The organism is Sphingomonas sp. H160509, assembly GCF_024124765.2.
Lineage (GTDB): Bacteria > Pseudomonadota > Alphaproteobacteria > Sphingomonadales > Sphingomonadaceae > Sphingomonas.
On record NZ_JAMXSR020000002.1, the window covers coordinates 2,587,520 to 2,607,412 of the forward strand.

General features: G+C 65.7%; 15 protein-coding genes and 6 pseudogenes. 9 read left to right on the forward strand and 12 right to left on the reverse strand.

Annotated features, from left to right (window positions below):
* Window positions 1-150 precede the first annotated feature (150 nt).
* Window positions 151-1,099: pseudogene (locus tag NHF48_RS14425) on the forward strand (phytoene/squalene synthase family protein).
* 71 nt (window positions 1,100-1,170) lie between these two features.
* Here the strand turns inward: NHF48_RS14425 and NHF48_RS14430 are convergent.
* Window positions 1,171-1,401, reverse strand: a complete 231-nt coding sequence (locus NHF48_RS14430; RefSeq protein ID WP_253072439.1) for a hypothetical protein — start codon at window positions 1,399-1,401, stop codon at window positions 1,171-1,173.
* Between the two features lie 133 nt (window positions 1,402-1,534).
* On the opposite strand from NHF48_RS14430, the gene NHF48_RS14435 reads away from it, so the two are divergent.
* Window positions 1,535-3,397 carry an ABCB family ABC transporter ATP-binding protein/permease gene (locus NHF48_RS14435; protein WP_253071488.1) on the forward strand — a complete coding sequence of 621 codons (1,863 nt, stop codon included), beginning with the start codon at window positions 1,535-1,537 and terminating at the stop codon, window positions 3,395-3,397.
* Window positions 3,398-3,865: 468 nt separating this feature from the next.
* Here the strand turns inward: NHF48_RS14435 and NHF48_RS14440 are convergent, their stop codons facing one another.
* Complete coding sequence (locus NHF48_RS14440) at window positions 3,866-5,068, reverse strand: type I restriction endonuclease (RefSeq protein ID WP_263816899.1); 1,203 nt, start codon at window positions 5,066-5,068, stop codon at window positions 3,866-3,868.
* A 39-nt stretch (window positions 5,069-5,107) separates the two neighbouring features.
* On the opposite strand from NHF48_RS14440, the pseudogene recQ reads away from it, so the two are divergent.
* The 4 genes and pseudogenes from recQ to NHF48_RS14460 all read left to right on the forward strand — a co-directional run bounded on the left by recQ (window position 5,108) and on the right by NHF48_RS14460 (window position 8,953).
* Window positions 5,108-6,879: pseudogene (gene recQ, locus NHF48_RS14445) on the forward strand (DNA helicase RecQ).
* Window positions 6,876-7,304, forward strand: coding sequence for a TIGR01244 family sulfur transferase (locus NHF48_RS14450; protein WP_056064377.1), 429 nt, complete (start codon window positions 6,876-6,878; stop codon window positions 7,302-7,304). The pseudogene recQ and the gene NHF48_RS14450 overlap by 4 nt, the downstream one beginning before the upstream one ends.
* The gene (locus NHF48_RS14455) at window positions 7,301-7,699 is read left to right on the forward strand and encodes a hypothetical protein (protein WP_056064374.1); all 399 of its coding nucleotides are present in this window, start codon (window positions 7,301-7,303) and stop codon (window positions 7,697-7,699) included. The genes NHF48_RS14450 and NHF48_RS14455 overlap by 4 nt, the downstream gene beginning before the upstream one ends.
* A gap of 84 nt (window positions 7,700-7,783) precedes the next feature.
* A complete protein-coding gene (locus NHF48_RS14460) occupies window positions 7,784-8,953 on the forward strand; it encodes an AsmA family protein (protein ID WP_253071490.1) in 1,170 nt (389 codons plus the stop codon).
* A gap of 754 nt (window positions 8,954-9,707) precedes the next feature.
* Here the strand turns inward: NHF48_RS14460 and NHF48_RS14470 are convergent.
* From NHF48_RS14470 to NHF48_RS14515, 10 genes and pseudogenes are all read right to left on the reverse strand, one after another.
* Window positions 9,708-10,367 (reverse strand): cell wall hydrolase, encoded by a 660-nt coding sequence (locus NHF48_RS14470; protein ID WP_107964314.1) that lies wholly within the window; start codon window positions 10,365-10,367, stop codon window positions 9,708-9,710.
* A 153-nt stretch (window positions 10,368-10,520) separates the two neighbouring features.
* Window positions 10,521-10,847: a DUF1491 family protein gene (locus tag NHF48_RS14475; RefSeq protein ID WP_253071491.1), complete on the reverse strand. Its 327-nt coding sequence runs from the start codon at window positions 10,845-10,847 to the stop codon at window positions 10,521-10,523.
* A complete protein-coding gene (locus NHF48_RS14480) occupies window positions 10,844-11,317 on the reverse strand; it encodes a PaaI family thioesterase (protein WP_253071492.1) in 474 nt (157 codons plus the stop codon). The genes NHF48_RS14475 and NHF48_RS14480 overlap by 4 nt, the downstream gene beginning before the upstream one ends.
* A complete protein-coding gene (locus NHF48_RS14485) occupies window positions 11,307-11,774 on the reverse strand; it encodes a PTS sugar transporter subunit IIA (protein ID WP_056064361.1) in 468 nt (155 codons plus the stop codon). The genes NHF48_RS14480 and NHF48_RS14485 overlap by 11 nt, the downstream gene beginning before the upstream one ends.
* 87 nt (window positions 11,775-11,861) lie before the next feature.
* On the reverse strand, window positions 11,862-12,476 hold the full coding sequence (hpf, locus tag NHF48_RS14490; protein WP_253071493.1) for a ribosome hibernation-promoting factor, HPF/YfiA family: 615 nt from the start codon (window positions 12,474-12,476) through the stop codon (window positions 11,862-11,864).
* A gap of 38 nt (window positions 12,477-12,514) precedes the next feature.
* Complete coding sequence (gene dnaQ, locus NHF48_RS14495) at window positions 12,515-13,231, reverse strand: DNA polymerase III subunit epsilon (protein ID WP_253071494.1); 717 nt, start codon at window positions 13,229-13,231, stop codon at window positions 12,515-12,517.
* 15 nt (window positions 13,232-13,246) lie between these two features.
* The gene (coaE, locus tag NHF48_RS14500; protein ID WP_253072441.1) at window positions 13,247-13,822 is read right to left on the reverse strand and encodes a dephospho-CoA kinase; all 576 of its coding nucleotides are present in this window, start codon (window positions 13,820-13,822) and stop codon (window positions 13,247-13,249) included.
* Window positions 13,819-14,632: pseudogene (locus NHF48_RS14505) on the reverse strand (shikimate dehydrogenase family protein). Before NHF48_RS14505 ends, coaE begins: the two are co-directional and overlap by 4 nt.
* Window positions 14,633-14,892: 260 nt before the next feature.
* A pseudogene (locus NHF48_RS14510) lies at window positions 14,893-15,484 on the reverse strand (Maf family protein).
* Window positions 15,481-16,314, reverse strand: coding sequence for a pyruvate, water dikinase regulatory protein (locus NHF48_RS14515; RefSeq protein WP_056488303.1), 834 nt, complete (start codon window positions 16,312-16,314; stop codon window positions 15,481-15,483). The pseudogene NHF48_RS14510 and the gene NHF48_RS14515 overlap by 4 nt, the downstream one beginning before the upstream one ends.
* A 418-nt stretch (window positions 16,315-16,732) precedes the next feature.
* Here NHF48_RS14515 and hemE point away from each other — a divergent pair.
* The 3 genes and pseudogenes from hemE to rho all read left to right on the forward strand — a co-directional run bounded on the left by hemE (window position 16,733) and on the right by rho (window position 19,718).
* Window positions 16,733-17,693: pseudogene (hemE, locus tag NHF48_RS14520) on the forward strand (uroporphyrinogen decarboxylase).
* Window positions 17,690-18,151 (forward strand): CopD family protein, encoded by a 462-nt coding sequence (locus NHF48_RS14525; protein WP_253071495.1) that lies wholly within the window; start codon window positions 17,690-17,692, stop codon window positions 18,149-18,151. The pseudogene hemE and the gene NHF48_RS14525 overlap by 4 nt, the downstream one beginning before the upstream one ends.
* A gap of 307 nt (window positions 18,152-18,458) precedes the next feature.
* Window positions 18,459-19,718: pseudogene (rho, locus tag NHF48_RS14530) on the forward strand (transcription termination factor Rho).
* Window positions 19,719-19,893 lie beyond the last annotated feature (175 nt).

The window sequence follows — 19,893 nt, forward strand, 5'->3', positions numbered from 1 at the left end:
CAACGTTCGCCGCCACCCCGGCGGAGGCCGGGGCCCAGTAGGGAAGGTTGCAGTAACGACGCGCAGCGCCAGCCAATTGATGTCCCCCAACTGGGCCCCGGCCTTCGCCGGGGTGGCGCATATAACGGTGGTATCGTGCGAGATGATGACGTGAATCACCCCCTGCCCTCGCGCGAGGCGATCGTTGCTACCGCGCATGAGTCGATCTCGCGGGGGTCGAAGAGTTTTGCCGCTGCCAGCCTGTTGTTCGACAAACCTACGCGCGAGCGGGCTTGGCTATTGTACGCGTGGTGCCGTCGGTGTGACGATATCGCGGATGGGCAGGGATCATGGGCACGGCATGACCGTGGTCGACGACGCTCCGGCGCGGTTGGTGGCGCTGTCGGCGATGACCGAGCAGGCGCTCGCGGGCGAAGTGGTCGGCGAGCCGGCGTTCGATGCGCTGCGGATCTTTGCGGCCGAAACCCGGCTGCCGAAGCGGTTTGCGCGTGATCTGGTCGAGGGATTCGCGCTGGATGCGCGCGAGTGGCGGCCGCGGTCGGAGAACGACCTGTACAAATATTGCTACCATGTCGCGGGTGTCGTCGGGTGCATGATGGCGATCGCGATGGGCGTCGATCCCGACGACGAGGATACGCTCGATCGCGCATGCGACCTGGGGATGGCGTTCCAGCTCGCCAATATCGCGCGCGATGTCGAGGAGGATGACCGGGTCGGGCGGTGCTATCTGCCCGAGGACTGGCTGGTAGAGATGGACTTTCCGCCTGGGCAGCACATGAAGCCGCCGTTCCGCTCGCGCCTCGCGGTGTTGACGAAGCGGATGGCGGATCGGGCGGCGGCGTTCGAGGCTAGCGCGCGGGAGGGGACGCCGGCGCTGTCGTTCCGTTCGGCCTGGGCGGTCTTGTCGGCGGCGGGGATCTATGGGGCGATCGGGCGGACCGTGGCGGCTCGGGGTGAGCATGCGTGGGATCACCGGGTGACGACGTCGGGGATGCAGAAGCTGGGGTTTATCGTGACGGCGGCGCGGGAAGCGGCTCGGCGGGATACGCTGTATCCAAGGACTGTGCGCGATGCTCGGCTGTGGACGCGGCCTCGCTGATTGCCGGCGTCTAGCTTGGTCTCCCGCGAAGGGGGGAGCAGTCTGGGTCCCCGCCTTCGCGGGGAAACAGTCTAGCCCTGTAGCTTAGCCTTGCCGGCCTTCGCCATCAACTGGCCTTGCGCCCGGCAGTTCGCACTGATCATCGGATACGGAACGTCGGTATTCTGCGCCAACTGATCGGGGAGTGCGGCGCGGCACTGGGCCATCGTCTCGTAGCGCGCTGGGATCACGCGCGCCTCGGTGCAGTTCACGTTGCCGTCACCGCAGCCCATGATGGCCATGACGTAGAACAGCGGTTCCATTTCATTCTCCAGTGGATCGCGGTGGCAGGCGACGTGGCCGACATCGGACACGATAACAAAAGCGACGAAGTGGCAGGATTGTTCCCCCAACTGCTTTCGCCGGGGCTTGACTGCGCCTACATCGCATCGATCCATGCCCCCTGATACGTACACCTCCACCCGCGCGGACCAGCCGTTGCTGCCGACGCTCCGCCGTTTCCTGCCGTTCCTGTGGCCGGCGGGGCAGCCCAAGCTGAAGGCGCGGATCGTCGTCGCGATGCTGCTGGTGATCGCGTCGAAGCTGATCCAGGTTTTCGGCGCCGCGTTCACGCTGAAATACGCGGTCGACCGGATGGCAGGGAACGATCGCGGGGCGCTGACGCTCGTCGTGCTGCTGGTGGTCGGGTACGCGGCGTCGCGGTTCGGGACGACGTTGTTCGACAATCTGCGCAATGCGGTGTTCGAGCGCGTCGGGCAGGACGCGTCGCGGCGGCTGGCGGCGCAGGTGTTTCGCCATCTGCATGCGCTGAGCCTCGATTTCCATCTGTCGCGGCGGACGGGTGCGGTCACCAAGGTGGTCGAGCGCGGGACCAAGAGCATCGACACGATGCTGTATTTCCTGCTGTTCAATATCGCGCCGACCGTGTTCGAACTGGTGCTGGTGCTCGGGCTGTTCTGGACCAAGTTCGGCTGGCCGCTGGTCGTCGCGACGGTCGTGATGGTGGTCGGCTATATCGCGTTCACGCGGATGGTGACCGACTGGCGCAATGCGCTGCGGGCGCGGATGAACGACCTCGATACCGGCGCGGTCGCGCATGCGGTGGATTCGCTGCTGAACTTCGAGACGGTCAAGTATTTCGGCGCGGAGGAGCGCGAGGCGCGCCGCTACGACAGCGCGATCACGGCGTATTCCGAGGCGGCGGTGAAGAGCGAGAATTCGCTCGCGTGGCTGAACCTCGGCCAGGCGCTGATCACCAATGTGATGCTGGCGGGGGGCATGGGGTTCGTCGTGTGGCGGTGGAGCCGCGGCGAGGCGTCGGCGGGTGACGTGGTGTTCGTGTCGACGCTGCTGGCGCAGCTGTTCCGGCCGCTCGACCTGCTGGGTATGGTGTACCGGACGATCCGGCAGGGCGCGCTCGACATGGCGGCGATGTTCGACCTGATCGATACGCCCGCGACCGTGGTCGATACGCCGGGTGCGCCTGCGCTGGCGGTGAGCGCGGGGCATGTGCGGTTCGAGGGGGTGTCGTTCGGGTATGACGTTGGGCGGCCGATCTTGCGCGACCTGGAGCTGGACGTGCCGGCCGGATCGACACTGGCCGTGGTCGGGCCGTCGGGGGCGGGCAAGTCGACGCTCGCGCGGTTGCTGTACCGGTTTTACGACCTGACGGGCGGGCGGATTACCGTCGACGGGCAGGATATCGCGCAGGTGCGGCAGGCTTCGTTGCGCGCTGCGATCGGGATCGTGCCGCAGGATACGGTGCTGTTCAACGACACGATCGGGTATAATATCGCCTATGGTCGCGAGGGGGCCGAGATGCCGGAAGTCGAGGTTGCGGCCAAGGGCGCGGCGATCGCCGGGTTCATCGAGCGACAGCCGCTTTGGTATGAGACGCGCGTGGGCGAGCGTGGGTTGAAGCTGTCGGGCGGCGAGAAGCAACGCGTGGCGATCGCGCGGACGCTGTTGAAGAACCCGCCGATTTTGATTTTAGACGAGGCAACGAGCGCGCTGGATAGCCGGACCGAGGCTGAGATCCTCGACACGCTGGAGGCGATCGAGCGCGGGCGCACGACGATCGTGATCGCGCACCGGCTGTCCACGGTGGTTCATGCGGACCAGATCGTCGTGCTGGAGGCGGGGCGGATCGTCGAGAAGGGCACGCACGCGGAGCTGCTGCGGCAGGGTGGCGTGTATGCAGAGATGTGGAACCGGCAGGCGCAGGAGCGGGCCGGGGATGATGAGGGGGGCGTTGGCGGCGGAGTAGGTTACGCAGCCGTACGTGCCCGTTGGCCATGAGCGCGCCCACGACCCGGCCGCGTCGAAGTTGCTCGGCGTTCACCCCGTAAGCAAGTACGGCGGCCGCATTCGAACGGCAGCTTCCGCTTCGATGCTCTCCCGCGAAGGCGGGAGCCCAGCCTGGGTCCCCGCCTTCGCGGGGAAACAATATTGGCGACAGCGTCTTGGAACTCGGGTGTTCCCCCGTCAAACGCCACCCCGGCGAAGGCCGGGGCCCAATTGGGGGACGTTGCTGACGGACGGCAGCGAGTCGTCATTGTCACCTTTCCAATTGGGCCCCGGCCTCCGCCGGGGTGGGTGGTTGGTTGCCGGGTGGAGCGCTAACGGCGAGTAGCGCGGAGTGCACTAACGCTTCTGTTCCCTTGCGAACGCGGGGGGGCCAGGAATGACGGGCGATGGCATTGCTTGATCCTGGGCCCCCGCTTTCGCGAGGGAACGGAAGAAGGAGGGCGGGGGCGGGGGTCGCCGCTATGCTGGGATCGCCGGATCCAGCTCGCGCAACCTTGCCTCGATCGCTTCCGAATATTGGTAGATGTGCGTCAAATCTGACAGCAGATGACGCGTCTCGTCCTTGCCGGCGAACATGCCGAGATACTTGGTCGTGATGCCGTTGAAGTGCATCCGCGCGATCGTCTTGCGGTTGTTGTCGTCCAACAAAATCGCGCAATACGATTTCGCATCGCGGACGATGACGCGTTTCGGGTCGACGAGCCGCGAGGCGATCGCCTGGATGATGTGGAAGCCGGAAATCTCCTCCTGCGTAGTGACGATGCCGTCGCCGTCGGAGGGGTCGTCGGACACGCCCGGCGGCAGGTCCTCGACCGGGCTCGACGCCTTCAGTGCGGACGACAGGCGTTCGTTGACGAAATCGCGGATCAGCGCGGCGATCGCGGGCGCTAGCAGCTTGGCGAACCCGTCCTTGATCGCCGGCGTCAGGCGCCCGCCATGGACGCGTTGCGCCATCATCCGGACGAACTCGTCGGAGGGCTCGGCGAACTCCTTTTCGAGTTCGAGGCGGATCAGCGACTGCGTCTTGAGGTTGCCGGCCTCCTGGACGATCTTGTCGATGTCGAACGCGGCCTTGGTGAACTTCTCGAGCGTGCGGATGTCGGCGGGCTTGATCGCGTCCATCGTGAAGGTGAAGAACGGCTTGTCGTCCATCTTGTTCGGGCGCTCGATGTCCGAATAGAATTGGTAGACGACGCCGTTGGTCAGTACCGCGAGGCGCGCGTCGGTGACGCTGAAATAGCGAAACAATTGCCCGGCGTGGTTGACGTTGAGCTGGACCGACGAGGGCTTGCACTCGATCAGGATTGACACTTTCCCGCCCGCGCAGATCGCGTAGTCGACCTTCTCGCCCTTCTTGGTGCCGATGTCGGCGGTGAATTCGGGGACGACCTCGGACGGGTTGAACACGTCGTAGCCGAGCGACTGGAGGAACGGCATGACGAGTGCGGTCTTCGCGGCCTCTTCGGTCAGCAGGACTTCGCGGTGTTCGATCGTCCGCTTTTGCAGCTCGGCCAGCCTGATGTTCAGTTCCATGCAATTTCCCCCAGTGAACATGCGACGATGTGCGGGGATTTCGCTCTGGTCCATGCCGCGACCGAACAACTTGGCCGGATTTCGATCGAGTCGCCAAAGCGGCGCGACCGGCCTCTTACGACCGATCACGCATTGCGGGGAAGGTGAACGAACCCTAGGTCCGGGGCAATGGCACTCGACCCCCTTCCCGATCTCCAGCGCATCTTCGGCTTTCCTGATTTTCGTGGCGTGCAGCGCGATGTCGTCGACCGGGTGCTCGCGGGGCTGCGGACATTGGCGGTGATGCCGACCGGTGCGGGCAAGTCGCTGTGTTATCAGTTGCCGGCGACAATGCTGGAGGGGACGTGCGTGGTCGTGTCGCCGCTGATCGCGTTGATGCATGACCAGTTGCGGGCCGCTACTGCCGTTGGGATCAAGGCGGCGACTTTGACGTCGGTCGATACCAATCGTGAAGAGACTATCGCGCGGTTTCGGGCGGGCGATCTGGATCTGCTGTATGTCGCGCCGGAGCGGGCTTCGAATGAGAGTTTTCGGAACCTGCTGAGTCAGGCCAAGCTCAGCTTGTTCGCGATCGACGAGGCGCATTGCGTCAGCGAGTGGGGGCATGATTTCCGGCCGGACTATCGGTTGCTGCGGCCTCTGCTCGACAGTTTTCCCGACGTGCCGCGGCTGGCGCTGACGGCGACTGCGGATGCGCATACCCGCGCGGATATCCTCGAGCAGTTGGGGATCTCGCAGGAGGGTTTGATCGTATCGGGGTTCGACCGGCCGAACATCCGCTATGCGATTTCGGGGCGCGACAACGTCAACCGGCAGATCGCGGACATCCTGGAGAAGATCCCGGGGCCGGGGATCGTCTACGCGCAGACGCGGGCGGCGACCGAGAAGCTGGCGGAGGCGCTGGGGCGGAGTGGGCGGCCGACGCGGGCGTATCATGCGGGCCTCGATCCGCAGGTGCGCGCGAAGAACCAGGCGGATTTCGTCGCGAGCGAGGACATGGTGATCTGCGCCACGGTCGCGTTCGGGATGGGAATCGACAAGCCCGACGTGCGGTTCGTGGCGCATGCCGGGCTGCCGAAATCGATCGAGGCCTATTATCAGGAGACCGGGCGCGCGGGGCGTGACGGCGATCCGGCGATCGCGCATCTGTTCTGGGGCGCGGAGGATTTCGCGCGCGCGCGGCAGCGGATCGGCGAGGTCGAGCCGCGAGCGGCAGGCGGGCGAGCGGCAGCGGCTGACCGCGATGGGCGGACTGGTCGAGACGGCCGGGTGCCGGCGGCGGATCCTGCTCAAGCATTTCGGCGAGGAGCGGCTGGAGGATTGCGGCAACTGCGACAATTGCCTCGGCAATGTCGATGCGGTCGACGCGACCGAGACCGCGCGGAAGTTCCTGTCGGCGGTGTTTCGGACCGGGCAGATGTTCGGGGTCGGGTATATCGAGGGCATCCTGACGGGCGTGTCCAGCGAGCGTAGCCTGATGAACGGGCACGAGGCGCTGTCGGTGTACGGGATCGTCGAGGGCGACGAGGTGGCGTTGCTGAAGCCGGTGTCGCGCGCGCTGATGCTGAAGGATGCGCTGCGGACCAATCCGCATGGCGGCCTCGAATTCGGACCGGCGGCGAAGGCTATCCTCAAGGGCGAGGCGGCGGTCTCGATCGTCGTGCCACCGAAGGCGCGAGCGGCGGCGCAAGGGGGCGGTTGGCGCTGTGCCGAACCCGGTCGACGATCCGTTGTTCGAGGCGTTGCGCGTGCGGCGGCGCGATCTGGCGAAGGAAGCGGGCGTTCCGCCGTATGTGATCTTCCACGATTCGGTGTTGCGTGACATTGCGCGGCAGCGGCCGGCGTCGCGTGCCGAGTTGAGCCTGTTATCAGGCATTGGCGCGCGCAAGCTCGACGCCTATGGGGATGCCTTCCTCCAGGTCATCCGCGAGTCCGCATGATACGGCAAATAAACGAAAGTATTTCGGTCGCGCCACAGATCGCGGTCGAGCAAGTCGCGGAAATCGCCGCGGCGGGGTTCAAGACGATCGTCAACAACCGACCTGACGACGAGGATGCGGGGCAGCCTTCGGGTGATGCGATCCGCGCCGCCGCGGAAGCGGCCGGGCTGAAATACGTCTCGATTCCGGTGACGCATGCGGGGTTCTCGCATCCGCAGATTGACGCGATGACGCAGGCGCTGACGGATTCGGACGGGCCCGTGCTGGCCTATTGCCGGTCGGGGACGCGGAGCTGCAATCTGTGGGCGCTGGCGGCGGCGAAGGCAGGGCGCAACCCGAACCTGTTGCTCGCGCAGGCCGAGGACGCCGGGTACGACCTGCGCGGAATCCGACCGATGCTGGACGCGCTCGCAGGGCCGCGATGACGCCTGCCATCGTCGGCGGCATCGTGGCCGTCGTTGTGCTGCTGCTCGCGGGCCTCGCCTGGGTGGTCGTGCGGATGCGGCGGGTCGTGAAGATCGAGACACCGGAAGAGGCGGCGGACGCGGCGCAGGCGCAGCTTCGCGGGTTTGCGGTGGCTGGTGCTGTCGTCGGAGCGGACGGGCAGGGCGCGCTGGCGATCGCGGACGACGGGCGTGTCGCTGCGGTGAAGCGGATCGGCAAGACCCTGACAGTGCGCGAGGTATCGTGGCGGACGGTGCGCGCGACGCATGAGGGCATATTGGTCGAGACCGGTGACAAGGCGCTGGGCGCGGTGATGCTTGCGCAGGTCGACGTCCTCGATATCCGCCGGTTGGCGCCGAAGAGCGTGCGGGTCTAACGAGCCCTACGCGCCACGGTCATTCTGCGGCAGCGGTCCTGACGCTTGCGGAACGTTTCTCGTTTCGACGCGTCGCCGCAGTAGATGAGAACATGGGTCGCCAAGCGCTGGGTGAAAGTCACCGGCATCGTCGTCGTGGCCGTGATGGCCACGGTCATAATCGGGCTCGCCGTGTTCCCCTGGGGATCGCTGAAAGGCGTGATAGAGCGGCAGTTGACCGCGCGCTTCGGGCGGCCGGTGACGATCGGCGGGATCGAGCGCGTCGACGGGTTCGGTTTCTCGCCGACGATCCGCATCACGCAGGTTCGTATTCCGCAGGCGACTTGGGCCGGGACGGGCGATTTCGTGCGGTTGCGCGAGGCGGAGGCGACCTTCTCCGCGCTGTCGCTGTTGAAGGGCGGGTTCGGGCCGCGCGACGTGAAGGCGTCCGGGCTGTACCTGGCGCTGGTGCGTGACAAGCAGGGGCGGACCAACTGGGATCGGCCGGGCAAGGCCAAGAGCGGCGGCAGTTCGAACGACCTGCAGGGTCTCGTCATTCGCGACAGCGTGATCTCGTACCGCGATGCCAAGCAGGGGCGTCAGATCACCGCGCAATTCTCGTCCGATCCGGTTACGGGCATCCGTGCGAACGGCACCGGCACCGTGCGTGGTGCGGCGGTGCGGATCGCCGTCTCGGGGCCGTCGATCGAGCGATCGCAGGGCAAGTCTTGGCCGTTCACCGCGTCGATCGACGGGGACAAGCTGTCGATCTCGGCGAAGGGCGTGATGGACCGGCCGCTCGATACCGATGCGATGACGCTCGACGTAACGGCGCGCGCGACCGACCTGAAGCTGATCGATGCGGTGATCGAGGCAGGGGCTGTTCCGGACGCAGCCGGTGTCGTTCAGCGCGCACGTCCGCCACGATGCGCCGAAATGGGCGATCACGCAGCTGAAGGGCGTGGTCGGGCGGTCCGATTTCGCTGGGCATGTGACGGTCGACAAGCGGGACGGACGGAGCAAGGTGAACGGCGACATCGTCTCGCGCCAGTTCGACTTCGCGGACCTGTCGTCGGACGAGGCGCAGGCGAAGGGGGGCGGCGCTGGAGCGGGCGATCGGGCCGAGGCTGGTGCCGAATACGCGGATCGACATCGGCAAGATCGACAGCACGGATGCCGAGTTCGGGTTCCGCATCCAGCATATCGTCGCCGCGAAGGGCAAGTCGCCGATCGTGTCGGCCAAGGGGACGATCGCGATCGATCACCAGCTGCTGACGCTGGACCAACTGGTCGCGAGGCTGCCGCAGGGAACCGTTACCGGCAAGGTCACGGTCGACCAGCGGGGCGATCGCAAGACGCCGACCGTCGCGATCGACCTGCGGTTGCGGGGTAGCAGCGTGCAGGCGCTGGCGGGCGGGCGCGGCGACTTCAGCGGGAATGTGAGCGCGCGGGTGCGGCTGAAGGGGCCGGGCGAGACGATCCGGGCGGCAGTGGGGAACGCCGATGGCAGCATCGGGTTCGTCGCGCGGGACGGGCAGTTGCCGCAGGGGATCGCGGCGGCGCTGGGGTTCGATGCGGCGCGCGCGTTGCTGGCGAAGGACGGCGAGCGCGCGGGCTTGCGCTGCGTGGTGGTGAAACTCGACGTGACGCGGGGGCGCGGGCGCGTCGATCCGATGATCGTCGATACGACCGCCAGCCAACTGCACGGGCAGGGGAGCGTCGTGTTTCCATCCGAAGCGATCGACATCCGGCTGAGTGGCGCGCCTAAACAACATGCGCTGCTGCAGTTGCCGGGGTCGGCGTACATGACCGGGACGATCCAGCAGCCGCACGTGACGATCCCGCCGGAGGTGAAATCCGTGGGGAATATCTTCAAGGCGATCGGCCGGGCGATCACCGGCAAGCAGGGTCCGACGGCTAGCGATGCGGATTGCGCGGGGTTGGCGTCGCGGGTGCTGCGATAGCATATGAAAAACCCCGCCCCGCTGGGTGCGGGACGGGGTCGGACTTCAGCGATATCGCGGGGATATCAGCGATAGAAGATGTGGTTGCCGATCGAGGCGACCTTGATCGCGCGAACGCTGGGGCGGCGATCGGGGGTGTTGAAGTAAAGCGCCTTGTCGGCCGGGCTGTTCCACGCGTCGGCGAGGGCGACCTTGGCGACGGCAATCGCGGTGCGGTAGGCGGTGCCGGCGTTGATGTTGGGGATCTGGCCACCGCGCACGAAGCTGAACTGGCCGCGCTGCTTGACGACGGCGCAGACGTTGGCGGGGAAACGACCCGACTTGGCGCGATTGATGATGACTTCGGCGACCGCGAGCTGACCGGTCAGCGGCTCACCCTTGGATTCGAAATAGATCGCGCCGGCAAGGCACTGGAGCGCTTCGTCGGCGGCGGCGCTATCCTGCGCGGCAACGGCCTGGGCGAGCGTGTCGAATTCTTCGGCTTCTGCGACGGCAGGGCTGACTGCGGTGTTCTCGGCGTTCGTCTCGACAGGTGCGACGGTGGTGGCAACTGGAGCGATCTGCGGAACATTCTGCGGCGAGAGCGCGTTTAGATTGGCGAGAGCAGTGAGATTGGTGGTCGAGCGATCGATACCGGTTGCCTGACCGGGAGCGCTGTTGCCGAGCAGGCCGGCGAGAGAGAAGGTCATGACCGCGATCGTCGCAGCCCGCTGAAGAATCGTCATTCAAACTTATTCAGATGCGGTTGGACCGCGGAAGCAATCGTACGAGCCGATCGTCCAGGCATCCCCCCGACTGCGTAACTGATCCGGATCGCACCCGTCCCAGCACAACGCCAATCAATGTTGCAATTCCCCTCTATTGGGGGGGCTTTCGAGTCAATCGTCGAGGATCGTTTCAGCGGCGAACCGTTCCGCCGCTGCGATGTCCACCTCGATTACCCAGAGATCCGGGTCGCTTGCGCGGCGCCGACGCCAATATCCGTCGAGATCTTCGAGCGGGGTGGAGTCGATCAGCGCGGTCCGGCCGTCGGGACCGATGTTGCGTTCCAGCAGGCGGGGAGGGGCGCCCTTGTCGACCGCGATGACGAGGATCGCGCCGCCTTGGGGGTCGCCTTTCGCCATTACCGCACCGAAGCCGCCGGCGTCGTTGACGCGCCGCAGCAAAGCGCTGACCAGGATTCCGCTGGGAAGACGTTCGCTCATGCTGCGCTGCGGTAGCCGGGGAGGCCGGCGAGCGCGATCCGCGAGCGCATGAACGTGCCGGTGCCTCTTGCCGCTTCTTCGCCGTCCGCGTCGATCAGCCGGGCGTCCGCGACGAACACGCGTCGCTTGCCGCTGATCCAGCGTCCCTCGGCGATCACGGGACCGATCTTCAGCGGGCGCGTGAGCAGCAGGTTGAACGCGGTGGTGAGCAGGAAGCGGTCGGTCACCAGGCTGTTGCAGGCGTAGAAAGCGGCGTCGTCGAGCATCTTGAAATAGCTCGTGCCGTGCGCGGCGCCGCCGGCGTGGTAGTGGCGCTCGTCGATCGTGAAATGGATGCGCGCGACGCCGGCTTCGGGGATTTCGAGTGAGGAGTCGAAGAAGCGATTGATCGGGGCTTGGGCGTAGAGAGACTCTAGTGCGCGGAAATGCGCGTCTGCGCCTGCTGAGCTAGCGGCCGACTCAGGCTGCATCGCGGACCTCGTCGGCGGTGAACAGCGCGTAGACCGCGTCGGGCGAACCCCCGCCGCGCAGCTTCTCGAGGAATGCCTTGTCGCGCAGGCGTCGCGAGACGCGGGCAAGCGCCTTCAGATGGACCGCGCCGGCATCGGTGGGGGAGAGCAGCATGAAGACGAGATCGACGGGGAGATCGTCGACCGCCTGGAAATCGACAGGCTCTGCCAGCCGCGCGAACACGCCGGTTACCTGCGCGAGCCCTTCGAGCTTGGCGTGCGGGATCGCGACGCCGCCGCCGAATCCGGTCGAGCCGAGCTTCTCGCGCGCAGCCAACCGGTCGGCGATCATCTTGGGGTCTGCATCGAGTATCTCAGACGCGACCGTGGCGAGATGCTGGAACACTGCCTTCTTGTTTTTGGCGATCACGCCCGTCTGCACTGCGTCGGGACGCAGCATGTCACTGAAATCGGTCATGGTGTTCAATGTCTCAAGCGCCCCCGCGCGCGTCCGCCTTAGCGGGTTGCACGGGGGCGTAAAGGCGCGGCCTTGAGACCCGCGCCTTTATGGACCCTTCTTTATTGGGCCGGGGTGGCCGGCTGCTCGCTGTGGCTCGACCCAACCGATCGTGCCATCGCCGCGACGGTAGACCATGTTGTGCGCGCCGGTGCCCGCATTCATGAAGAGCAACGCGGCGGTGTTGCGCAGATCGAGCATCATCACCGCGTCAGACACGCTGGCCTCGGGGATATCGACGCGCGTCTCGGCGATGATCAGCGGTGCGTCCGCGACATCGTCTTCCTCGATGCTTTCCTGGAACAGCGTGTAGCCGGCATTGTCATAGCCATTGCTCTCGGCAATCGCGACCGCTTCGCCGGCATGGCGATCCTTCAGGCGGCGCATGTAGCGGCGGAGCTGAGTCTCGATCTTGGCGGCGGCGGCATCGAACGCGGCGCGCGCATCATACGCATCGCCATGCCCCTTGATTACGAGGCCCTTCATCACGTGCGAGACGATGTCGCATTTGAAGCCGGCGTCGTGCGGGCCCTTGCCGAACGTGACTTCCGCCGAGATGGCGCGCGAGAAATACTTGTCGGCGATACCCTGGAGTCGGTCTTCCACGTGGCTGTTGAGTGCTTCGCCAGTGTCAACCTGATGACCAGAAATCCGGATATCCATTGTCGTCTCCTTAACGGCGTTACAGTCTTCGGGCGGTCCTATTGGCTCCGCCCTGCCAGCGTCATCCGGACGCCACGGCCCCCCCAGATCGGATCCTTGATCCCCTTCATAAACGCAGCATGGGCCGCAAGGTCTCCCTCGCTCACCGCGAAAACGCGGGCAGGGCGAACGACCCGAGGCGGCTGTGCGACGATCGGAGTCGACGCGGTGCTGCCGGTATCGCCGAGCAGGCCGAGACCGATCTGGCGACCGCCCATCAGCTCGACATAGACCTGCGCGAGCAACTGCGCGTCGAGCAGCGCGCCGTGCAGGACGCGGTGGCTGCGATCGATGCCGAAGCGCGAGCAGAGTGCGTCGAGCGAATGCTTGGCGCCGGGGTGGCGGCTGCGCGCGATCTGCAGCGTGTCGACCATCCGCTTCATGTGGATGATCTGGCGGCCGCACTTGGTCAGCTCGCCGTTGAGGAACGAGAAGTCGAAGCCGGCATTGTGCGCGATCATCGGCGCGTCGCCGACGAATTCGAGCAGGTCCTCGACCGCGTCGGCGAACTTCGGCTTGTCGGAGAGGAACTGCGCGCTCAACCCGTGGACGTTGAACGCCTCGACCGGCATGTCGCGCTCGGGGTGGTAATAGGCGTGGAAGGTGCGACCGGTCTCGACCCGGTTGAGCATCTCGACGCAGCCGATTTCGACCATGCGGTCGCCGCCGGAAAAACTGAGCCCGGTGGTTTCGGTATCGAAGACGATCTCACGCATCCCGATGGTATCGGCTCAGATTTCCAAGGATGCAAGCACCGCCCGGACTTGCGCGCGTGTTGCGTCGAAGCTGGTGTCGGTGTTGATGACGTGATCGGCGCGGGCCCGTTTCTCGGCGTCGGGAGTCTGGCGCGCGAGGATCGCGGCGAACTTCTCCGCGCTCATGCCCGGGCGGGCGAGGACGCGGGCGCGTTGGACGTCGGGGGCGGCGGAGACGACGACGATCACGTCGACATTGCGATCGCCGCCGGTCTCGAACAGCAGGGGGACGTCGAAGACGACTCGCTCGCCGGCGTGCTGGGCGAGGAAGGCGGCGCGTTCTTCGCCGACGGCGGGGTGGACGATTGCTTCAAGGCGCTTGATCGCGGCGTCATCGCCAAAGACCGCCGCGCCGAGTTTCGCGCGATCGACTGCGCCGTTGGTTGTAGTACCGGGGAAGGCGGTTTCGATCGCGGGGACCAGTCGCCCGCCGACACCTTGCAAGCGGTGGACGGTCGCGTCGGCGTCGAACACGGGAACGGCTTCGTCAGCGAACATCGCGGCGACGGCCGACTTGCCCATGCCGATCGAGCCGGTGAGGCCGATGATCATTTCATCAGCAACGCGCGGAGTTCGTCGTCGCGATCGCGCGGTGGTTCCACGTGGAACAATATCTCGAACGCGACGGCGGCTTGCCCGATCAGCATCTCCAAGCCATCGACGGTTTCGAGATCGCGCGCGCGTGCCGTTTTGAGCAGACCGGTTTCGAGCGGGGGAGTAGACGATGTCGTAGACCAGCGAGTCGGGTTCGAGCGCGCCGAGATCGATATCGAGGGGAGGCTGGCCGGCCATGCCGAGTACGCTGGCGTTGACGAGCAGTCGCGAGGGCGGTGCGGCAGGGCCGATCGGGAGCGCCTGACCCTTGAGGCCGAAGGTCGACAGCAAAGCAGCGCCCTTGAGCGGATTGCGGTTGAGGATGGTGACGGGGCCGACGCCCATTCGCGACAGTGCGAACAGGATCGCGCGGGCAGCACCGCCTGCGCCGATCACCGTGACGGGCTGGCCGGCGATGTCGAGATCGTCGATCGGTGCCCAGAAACCGGCAGCGTCGGTGTTGGTGCCGATGCAGTCGCCCGCCTGGTTGCGGAACACGGTGTTGATCGCGCCGATCGTTCCGCGGACGTTGCCGGGATCGGAGACGTGGTCGAGTGCGGCGAGCTTATGCGGCATCGTGATGTTGCAGCCGCGCCAGGCTGGGTCGGCTTTCCGCTCGGCGAAGTAGGCGGGGAGTTCGTCGGCAGTGACGTGTTTGTGGCGATACTCGGCGTCGATCCTGAGCGCTTCGAGCCAGAAACCATGGATCAGCGGCGATTTCGACTGTGCGATCGGATCGCCGATCACTTCTGCATAGGGACGGGTCATTCGAAGCTCCGTGTTCCCCGCGAAGGCGGGGATCCAGTCTGGGCACCCGTCTTTGCGGGTGAACGGGATTTAGTCTAGCTCGGGCGGATTGCCATGTGCGACGGTCCATTCAATCCTCCCCCGCAAGGGGGAGGTGTCGCCGAAGGTGACGGAGGGGGAGGACACGGAACGCGGGTTTCGCATGCCTCCCCCTCCGTCTGGCAAGAGCCAGCCACCTCCCCCTGGCGGGGGAGGATTACGTGCGCCCTCCCGTTTTTAGATTACGCCGGCAGCTCGCCGCGCACGCGGAGGAAGTCGAGGACGTTGAGCAGCGGCATGCCGAGTACCGTGAACTGGCTGCCCTCGATCTTGGCGAACAGCTGCGCGCCGGGACCTTCGATGCGGTAGCAGCCGACGCAGCCCGAGATCGCGGGCCATTCCGGCGTCGAGATAGGTTTCGATGAACGCGTCGGACAGCGGGCGAACGTGCATCTTCGCGCGCTCGACATGGCGCCAGATCGCCTGGCCGTTCTCGGCGACGACCGCGGCGCTCCAGAGGTCGTGGCGCTTACCGGACATCAGCCGCAGGTGTGCCGCCGCGTCGGCGCGGTCGACGGGCTTGTCGAGGATGCTGCCGTCTTCCAGCGCGACCAGCGAGTCACTGCCGAGGACGAGATAGCCGGGCATCCGCGCGGATACCTTGAGTGCCTTCAGTTCGGCCAACGCATCGGCGAGATCGCGCGGGGTCAGGTCGCGTAGCGCTGCCTTGGCCGCATCCTCGTCGACACCGGCGAAGGTCGCCTCGAACGGTACGCCGGCGGCGGTCAGCATCGCGCGACGCGAGACGCTTTGCGAGGCGAGGATCAGGCTCATGATTCGACCTTCGGAGCGGCGTCGGCGCGGCGTTGGTTGCACAAGGCGATGATCGCCGCCGCGGTTTCCTCGATCGAGCGCCTGGTGACGTCGATCACCGGCCAGCCATTGTCGGCGAACATCCGGCGCGCGAAGGCGAGTTCGCGCATCACCGCTTCTTCCTCGACATACGACGTGTCGGGCTGTTGGTTGAGCGACAGCAGGCGGTTGCGGCGGACCTGGATCAGCCGGTCCGCACTGGTCGTGAGGCCGACGATCAGCGGGTTGGCGAGCTTGTAGAGGTTCAGGGGTGGTGGGCTTTCCACGACGATCGGGATGTTCGCGGTCTTGTAGCCGCGGTTGGCGAGATAGATCGAGGTGGGCGTCTTCGATGAACGCGATACGCCCGCCAGGACGATATCGGCCTCTTCCCATTCTTCCGAGGCGATCCCGTCGTCATGCGCGATCGTCCACTGGATAGCATCGACGCGCGCGAAATAGGCCGCATCGAGGACGTGCTGGCGGCCCGGCCGTGCCTTCGCCTGCTGCCCGAGCAACCCGGAAAGTGCGTCGTTCACGGGGTCTAGCGGCGCCACCGCAGGCAGCCCGAGCGCAAGGCACCTTTGCTCCAGGATGCGCCGCGTCGCGGGGTTCACCAGCGTGAACACCACCAGCCCCGGGTTCTGCGCGATCTCCTGGAGGATGCGTTCGAGATGCGCTTCGGTGCGGACCATCGGCCAGAAGTGGCGGACCGTCTCGACGTCGTCATATTGCGCCAACGCCGCCTTCGCGATGTTCTCCAGCGTCTCGCCGGTCGAGTCCGACAGCAGGTGAAGGTGGAGCCGGATCATCGGCATTTTGTCCCCAGCGACGGGGTCCCTGGGCGTGAATCTGTGGATAACATGGGGAGAAGGGCTAGCGTAACTCATCCCCCTCGCCAAGCGACCGGTGTGCCGTGGATAACACCCATTCTATCCACACGCCCGCGCACAGGGGCGGAATTTATCCACAGGCTGTGGGTAACGGGGAGCCTTGAATCGAATCAGCGCGTTTGTGGGCGTGCCAAGGGGTCAAGCTGTTGGCATTTCCGGGATCACCGCATAAGTCCCGGGTTCAACCGCCCAACCACTGCAACAACCTATTTCTAGAATCTTCTTATAGTAGAAGAAGGGTGCTCCGCTGACCGATCCGACCCCCAATACGCCTGCCTTCAAGCCGCTCCTGGCGACCCTTCGCGGGGAGCGTCAGGCCGTGCCGCCGCTGTGGCTCATGCGGCAGGCGGGGCGGTATCTTCCGGAGTATCGCGAACTCCGCGCGGAGAAGGGCGGCTTCCTTGCACTCGCGACCGATCCCGAAGCCGCAGCCGAAGTGACACTGCAGCCGATCCGCCGGTTCCGGTTCGACGGCTCGATCCTGTTCTCGGACATCCTGATGATCCCGTGGGCGCTCGGGCAGGATCTGAGCTTCGGGGTCGGCGAGGGGCCACGGCTCGAGCCGGCGCTGGTCGATCATGCGCTCGATCGATTGCAGCCGGTGATGGGGCGGCTGGAGCCGGTCTACGGCACCGTAGCGAAGGTCGCCGCTGCCTTGCCGCCCGAGACGACGTTCCTGGGCTTTGCGGGGTCTCCCTGGACGGTCGCAACCTATATGGTGGCGGGGAAGGGGAGCAAGGATCAGTCGGAGACCCGGCGTTTCGCGTATCGCGACCCGGAGGCATTTGGTGCGATCATCGACGCGATCGCTGACAACACCGTCGAGTATCTCGCGCGGCAGGTCGGGGCGGGCGTCGACGTGGTGCAGCTATTCGACAGCTGGTCGGGCTCGCTGTCACCCGCACAGTTCGAGCGCTGGGTGGTCGCGCCGACCGCGTCGATCGTCGAGCGCCTGCACGCGCGTTGCCCCGGCGTGCCGATCATCGGCTTTCCGAAGGGGGCAGGGGGGCAAGCTTCCGGCTTACGCGCGCGAGACCGGCGTCGATGCGATCGGGCTGGACGAGACGGTCGATCCGGTTTGGGCGCACGCCTCGCTGCCGGCGGACATGCCGGTGCAGGGCAACCTCGATCCGCTGGCGCTGATCGCGGGCGGGGCGGATCTCGACGCGGCGATCGACCGGATCCTGGCGGCGTTCGTCGAGCGTCCGCACGTCTTCAATCTCGGCCACGGCATCCTGCCCGACACGCCCATCGCGCATGTCGAGCAGCTGATCGCCCGCGTAAGGAGCACGACATGAGCGGATTTCTCGGCGCTGCGTATGACTGGGTGAAGGCGGCGCATCTGATCTTCGTGATCTTCTGGATGGCGGGGCTGTTCATGCTGCCGCGGTACCTCGTGTATCATCAGGAGGCGCTGGCGGCGGGCAACACGAGCGAGGCGGCGAACTGGGTCGAGCGCGAGAGCAAGATCCGCCACATCATCCTGACGCCGGCGATGATCGTCGTCTGGGTGCTGGGGATCGCGCTGGCGTTGAACCTTGGGCTGGCGGACGGCGCGCCGGGGCTGGGGTGGCTGCACCTGAAGCTCGCTCTGGTGTTCCTGCTGACGGGATATCACGGCTGGGCGGTCGGCTATGCGAAGAAGCTCGCCTCGGGGAAGCCGACGTTGGCGGGTAAGCAGTTGCGGATGCTCAACGAGGTGCCTGCGCTGGCGGTGACGCTGATCGTCGTGCTGGTGATCGTTAAGCCGTTCTGACTTCCTGATCCTCCCCGCCAGGGGGAGGTGTCGCCGAAAGTGACGGAGGGGGGAGGCACAAGCAACAACCGTTGTCCTTTCCTCCCCCCTCCGTCTGGCAAGTGCCAGCCACCTCCCCCTGGCGGGGGAGGATTGGAGTTCCCGTCTCCGCTTGACTAACCCGCCCCCCAATTCTAACCCCTTCTCCCAACACGGCCTCCTGGCGTCCTGCCCGGTCGTGTCTTGCCAGACTCGTCTCGCCCAGTTCCGCTTCCCAAGCGCACCGCCGACCGAGCGTTCTCCCGTTGATTGCTATCCGGAAATCCCCATGCATCTCAAAGACCTGAAGAAAAAGAAACCCGCCGAGCTGGTCCAGCTGGCCGAGGAACTGGGGGGTCGAGAGCGCCTCGACGCTGCGCAAGCAGGACCTGCTGTTCGCGATCCTGAAGGTCCAGGCGGACAATGGCGACCAGATCATGGGGCTCGGCACGATCGAAGTGCTGCCCGACGGCTTTGGCTTCCTGCGCTCGCCAGAATCGAACTATCTCGCTGGTCCCGACGACATCTACATCTCACCGAACCAGGTCCGGAAGTTCGGCCTGCGCACCGGTGACACGGTCGAGGGCGAGATCCGCGGGCCGAAGGATGGCGAACGCTATTTCTCGCTGGTGAAGCTCACGGCCGTCAATTTCGACGATCCCGATGTCGTCCGCCACCGCGTCAATTTCGACAACCTCACGCCGCTCTACCCCGAGAGCAAGCTGACGCTCGATCCCGCCGACCCGACCGTCAAGGACAAGTCGGCGCGCGTGATCGACATCGTCTCGCCGCAGGGCAAGGGCCAGCGCACGCTGATCGTCGCACCGCCCCGCGTCGGCAAGACGGTCATGTTGCAGAACATGGCCAAGGCGATCACCGACAACCACCCCGAGGTGTTCCTGATCGTCCTGCTGATCGACGAGCGCCCCGAGGAAGTCACCGACATGCAGCGCAGCGTGAAGGGCGAGGTGGTCAGCTCGACCTTCGACGAACCCGCGCAGCGCCACGTCCAGGTCGCTGAAATGGTGATCGAAAAGGCCAAGCGCCTGGTCGAGCACAAGAAGGACGTCGTGATCCTGCTCGACTCGATCACGCGTCTGGGTCGTGCCTACAACACCGTCGTGCCGTCGTCGGGCAAGGTCCTGACCGGCGGTGTCGACGCGAACGCGCTGCAGCGTCCGAAGCGCTTCTTCGGTGCCGCGCGCAACATCGAGGAGGGGCGGTTCGCTCTCGATCATCGCCACCGCGCTGATCGATACGGGCAGCCGCATGGACGAGGTGATCTTCGAGGAGTTCAAGGGCACCGGCAACTCGGAAATCGTGCTGGATCGCAAGGTTGCGGACAAGCGCATCTTCCCGGCGCTCGACGTCGGCAAGTCGGGTACCCGCAAGGGAAGAGCTGCTGGTCGACAAGGCCAAGCTCAGCAAGATGTGGGTCCTACGCCGCATCCTGATGCAGATGGGCACGATCGACGCGATGGAGTTCCTGCTCGACAAGATGAAGGATTCGAAGACCAACGAGAATTTCTTCGATTCCATGAATCAATAACCGAGTGCGGCCTGCTGCAAGCTGCAGCAGGACTCGCGCCGGTTCGGCCGGCGGGGCGTAAGCTCCGACCGACGACATGGGCTTTGCCCATGTCCGGCCAAGCAGACCAAAGCGGCACGCGAGAGCAATGGCTTTCGCGTGCCGTTTCGCTATTAAACGCCCTATAATCCGTCAC

Excerpts from the sequence above, each read along its gene's own strand:
- NHF48_RS14480 (WP_253071492.1), bottom strand. The coding sequence starts at position 11,317 with ATGCAGCCTGAGTCGGCCGCTAGCTCAGCAGGCGCAGACGCGCATTTC.
- NHF48_RS14435 (WP_253071488.1), top strand. The coding sequence starts at position 1,535 with ATGCCCCCTGATACGTACACCTCCACCCGCGCGGACCAGCCGTTGCTG.
- hpf (WP_253071493.1), bottom strand. The coding sequence starts at position 12,476 with ATGGATATCCGGATTTCTGGTCATCAGGTTGACACTGGCGAAGCACTC.
- NHF48_RS14515 (WP_056488303.1), bottom strand. The coding sequence starts at position 16,314 with ATGATCCGGCTCCACCTTCACCTGCTGTCGGACTCGACCGGCGAGACG.
- coaE (WP_253072441.1), bottom strand. The coding sequence starts at position 13,822 with ATGATCATCGGCCTCACCGGCTCGATCGGCATGGGCAAGTCGGCCGTC.
- NHF48_RS14470 (WP_107964314.1), bottom strand. The coding sequence starts at position 10,367 with ATGACGATTCTTCAGCGGGCTGCGACGATCGCGGTCATGACCTTCTCT.
- NHF48_RS14450 (WP_056064377.1), top strand. The coding sequence starts at position 6,876 with ATGATACGGCAAATAAACGAAAGTATTTCGGTCGCGCCACAGATCGCG.
- NHF48_RS14460 (WP_253071490.1), top strand. The coding sequence starts at position 7,784 with ATGAGAACATGGGTCGCCAAGCGCTGGGTGAAAGTCACCGGCATCGTC.
- NHF48_RS14475 (WP_253071491.1), bottom strand. The coding sequence starts at position 10,847 with ATGAGCGAACGTCTTCCCAGCGGAATCCTGGTCAGCGCTTTGCTGCGG.
- NHF48_RS14455 (WP_056064374.1), top strand. The coding sequence starts at position 7,301 with ATGACGCCTGCCATCGTCGGCGGCATCGTGGCCGTCGTTGTGCTGCTG.
- NHF48_RS14430 (WP_253072439.1), bottom strand. The coding sequence starts at position 1,401 with ATGGAACCGCTGTTCTACGTCATGGCCATCATGGGCTGCGGTGACGGC.
- NHF48_RS14525 (WP_253071495.1), top strand. The coding sequence starts at position 17,690 with ATGAGCGGATTTCTCGGCGCTGCGTATGACTGGGTGAAGGCGGCGCAT.
- dnaQ (WP_253071494.1), bottom strand. The coding sequence starts at position 13,231 with ATGCGTGAGATCGTCTTCGATACCGAAACCACCGGGCTCAGTTTTTCC.
- NHF48_RS14485 (WP_056064361.1), bottom strand. The coding sequence starts at position 11,774 with ATGACCGATTTCAGTGACATGCTGCGTCCCGACGCAGTGCAGACGGGC.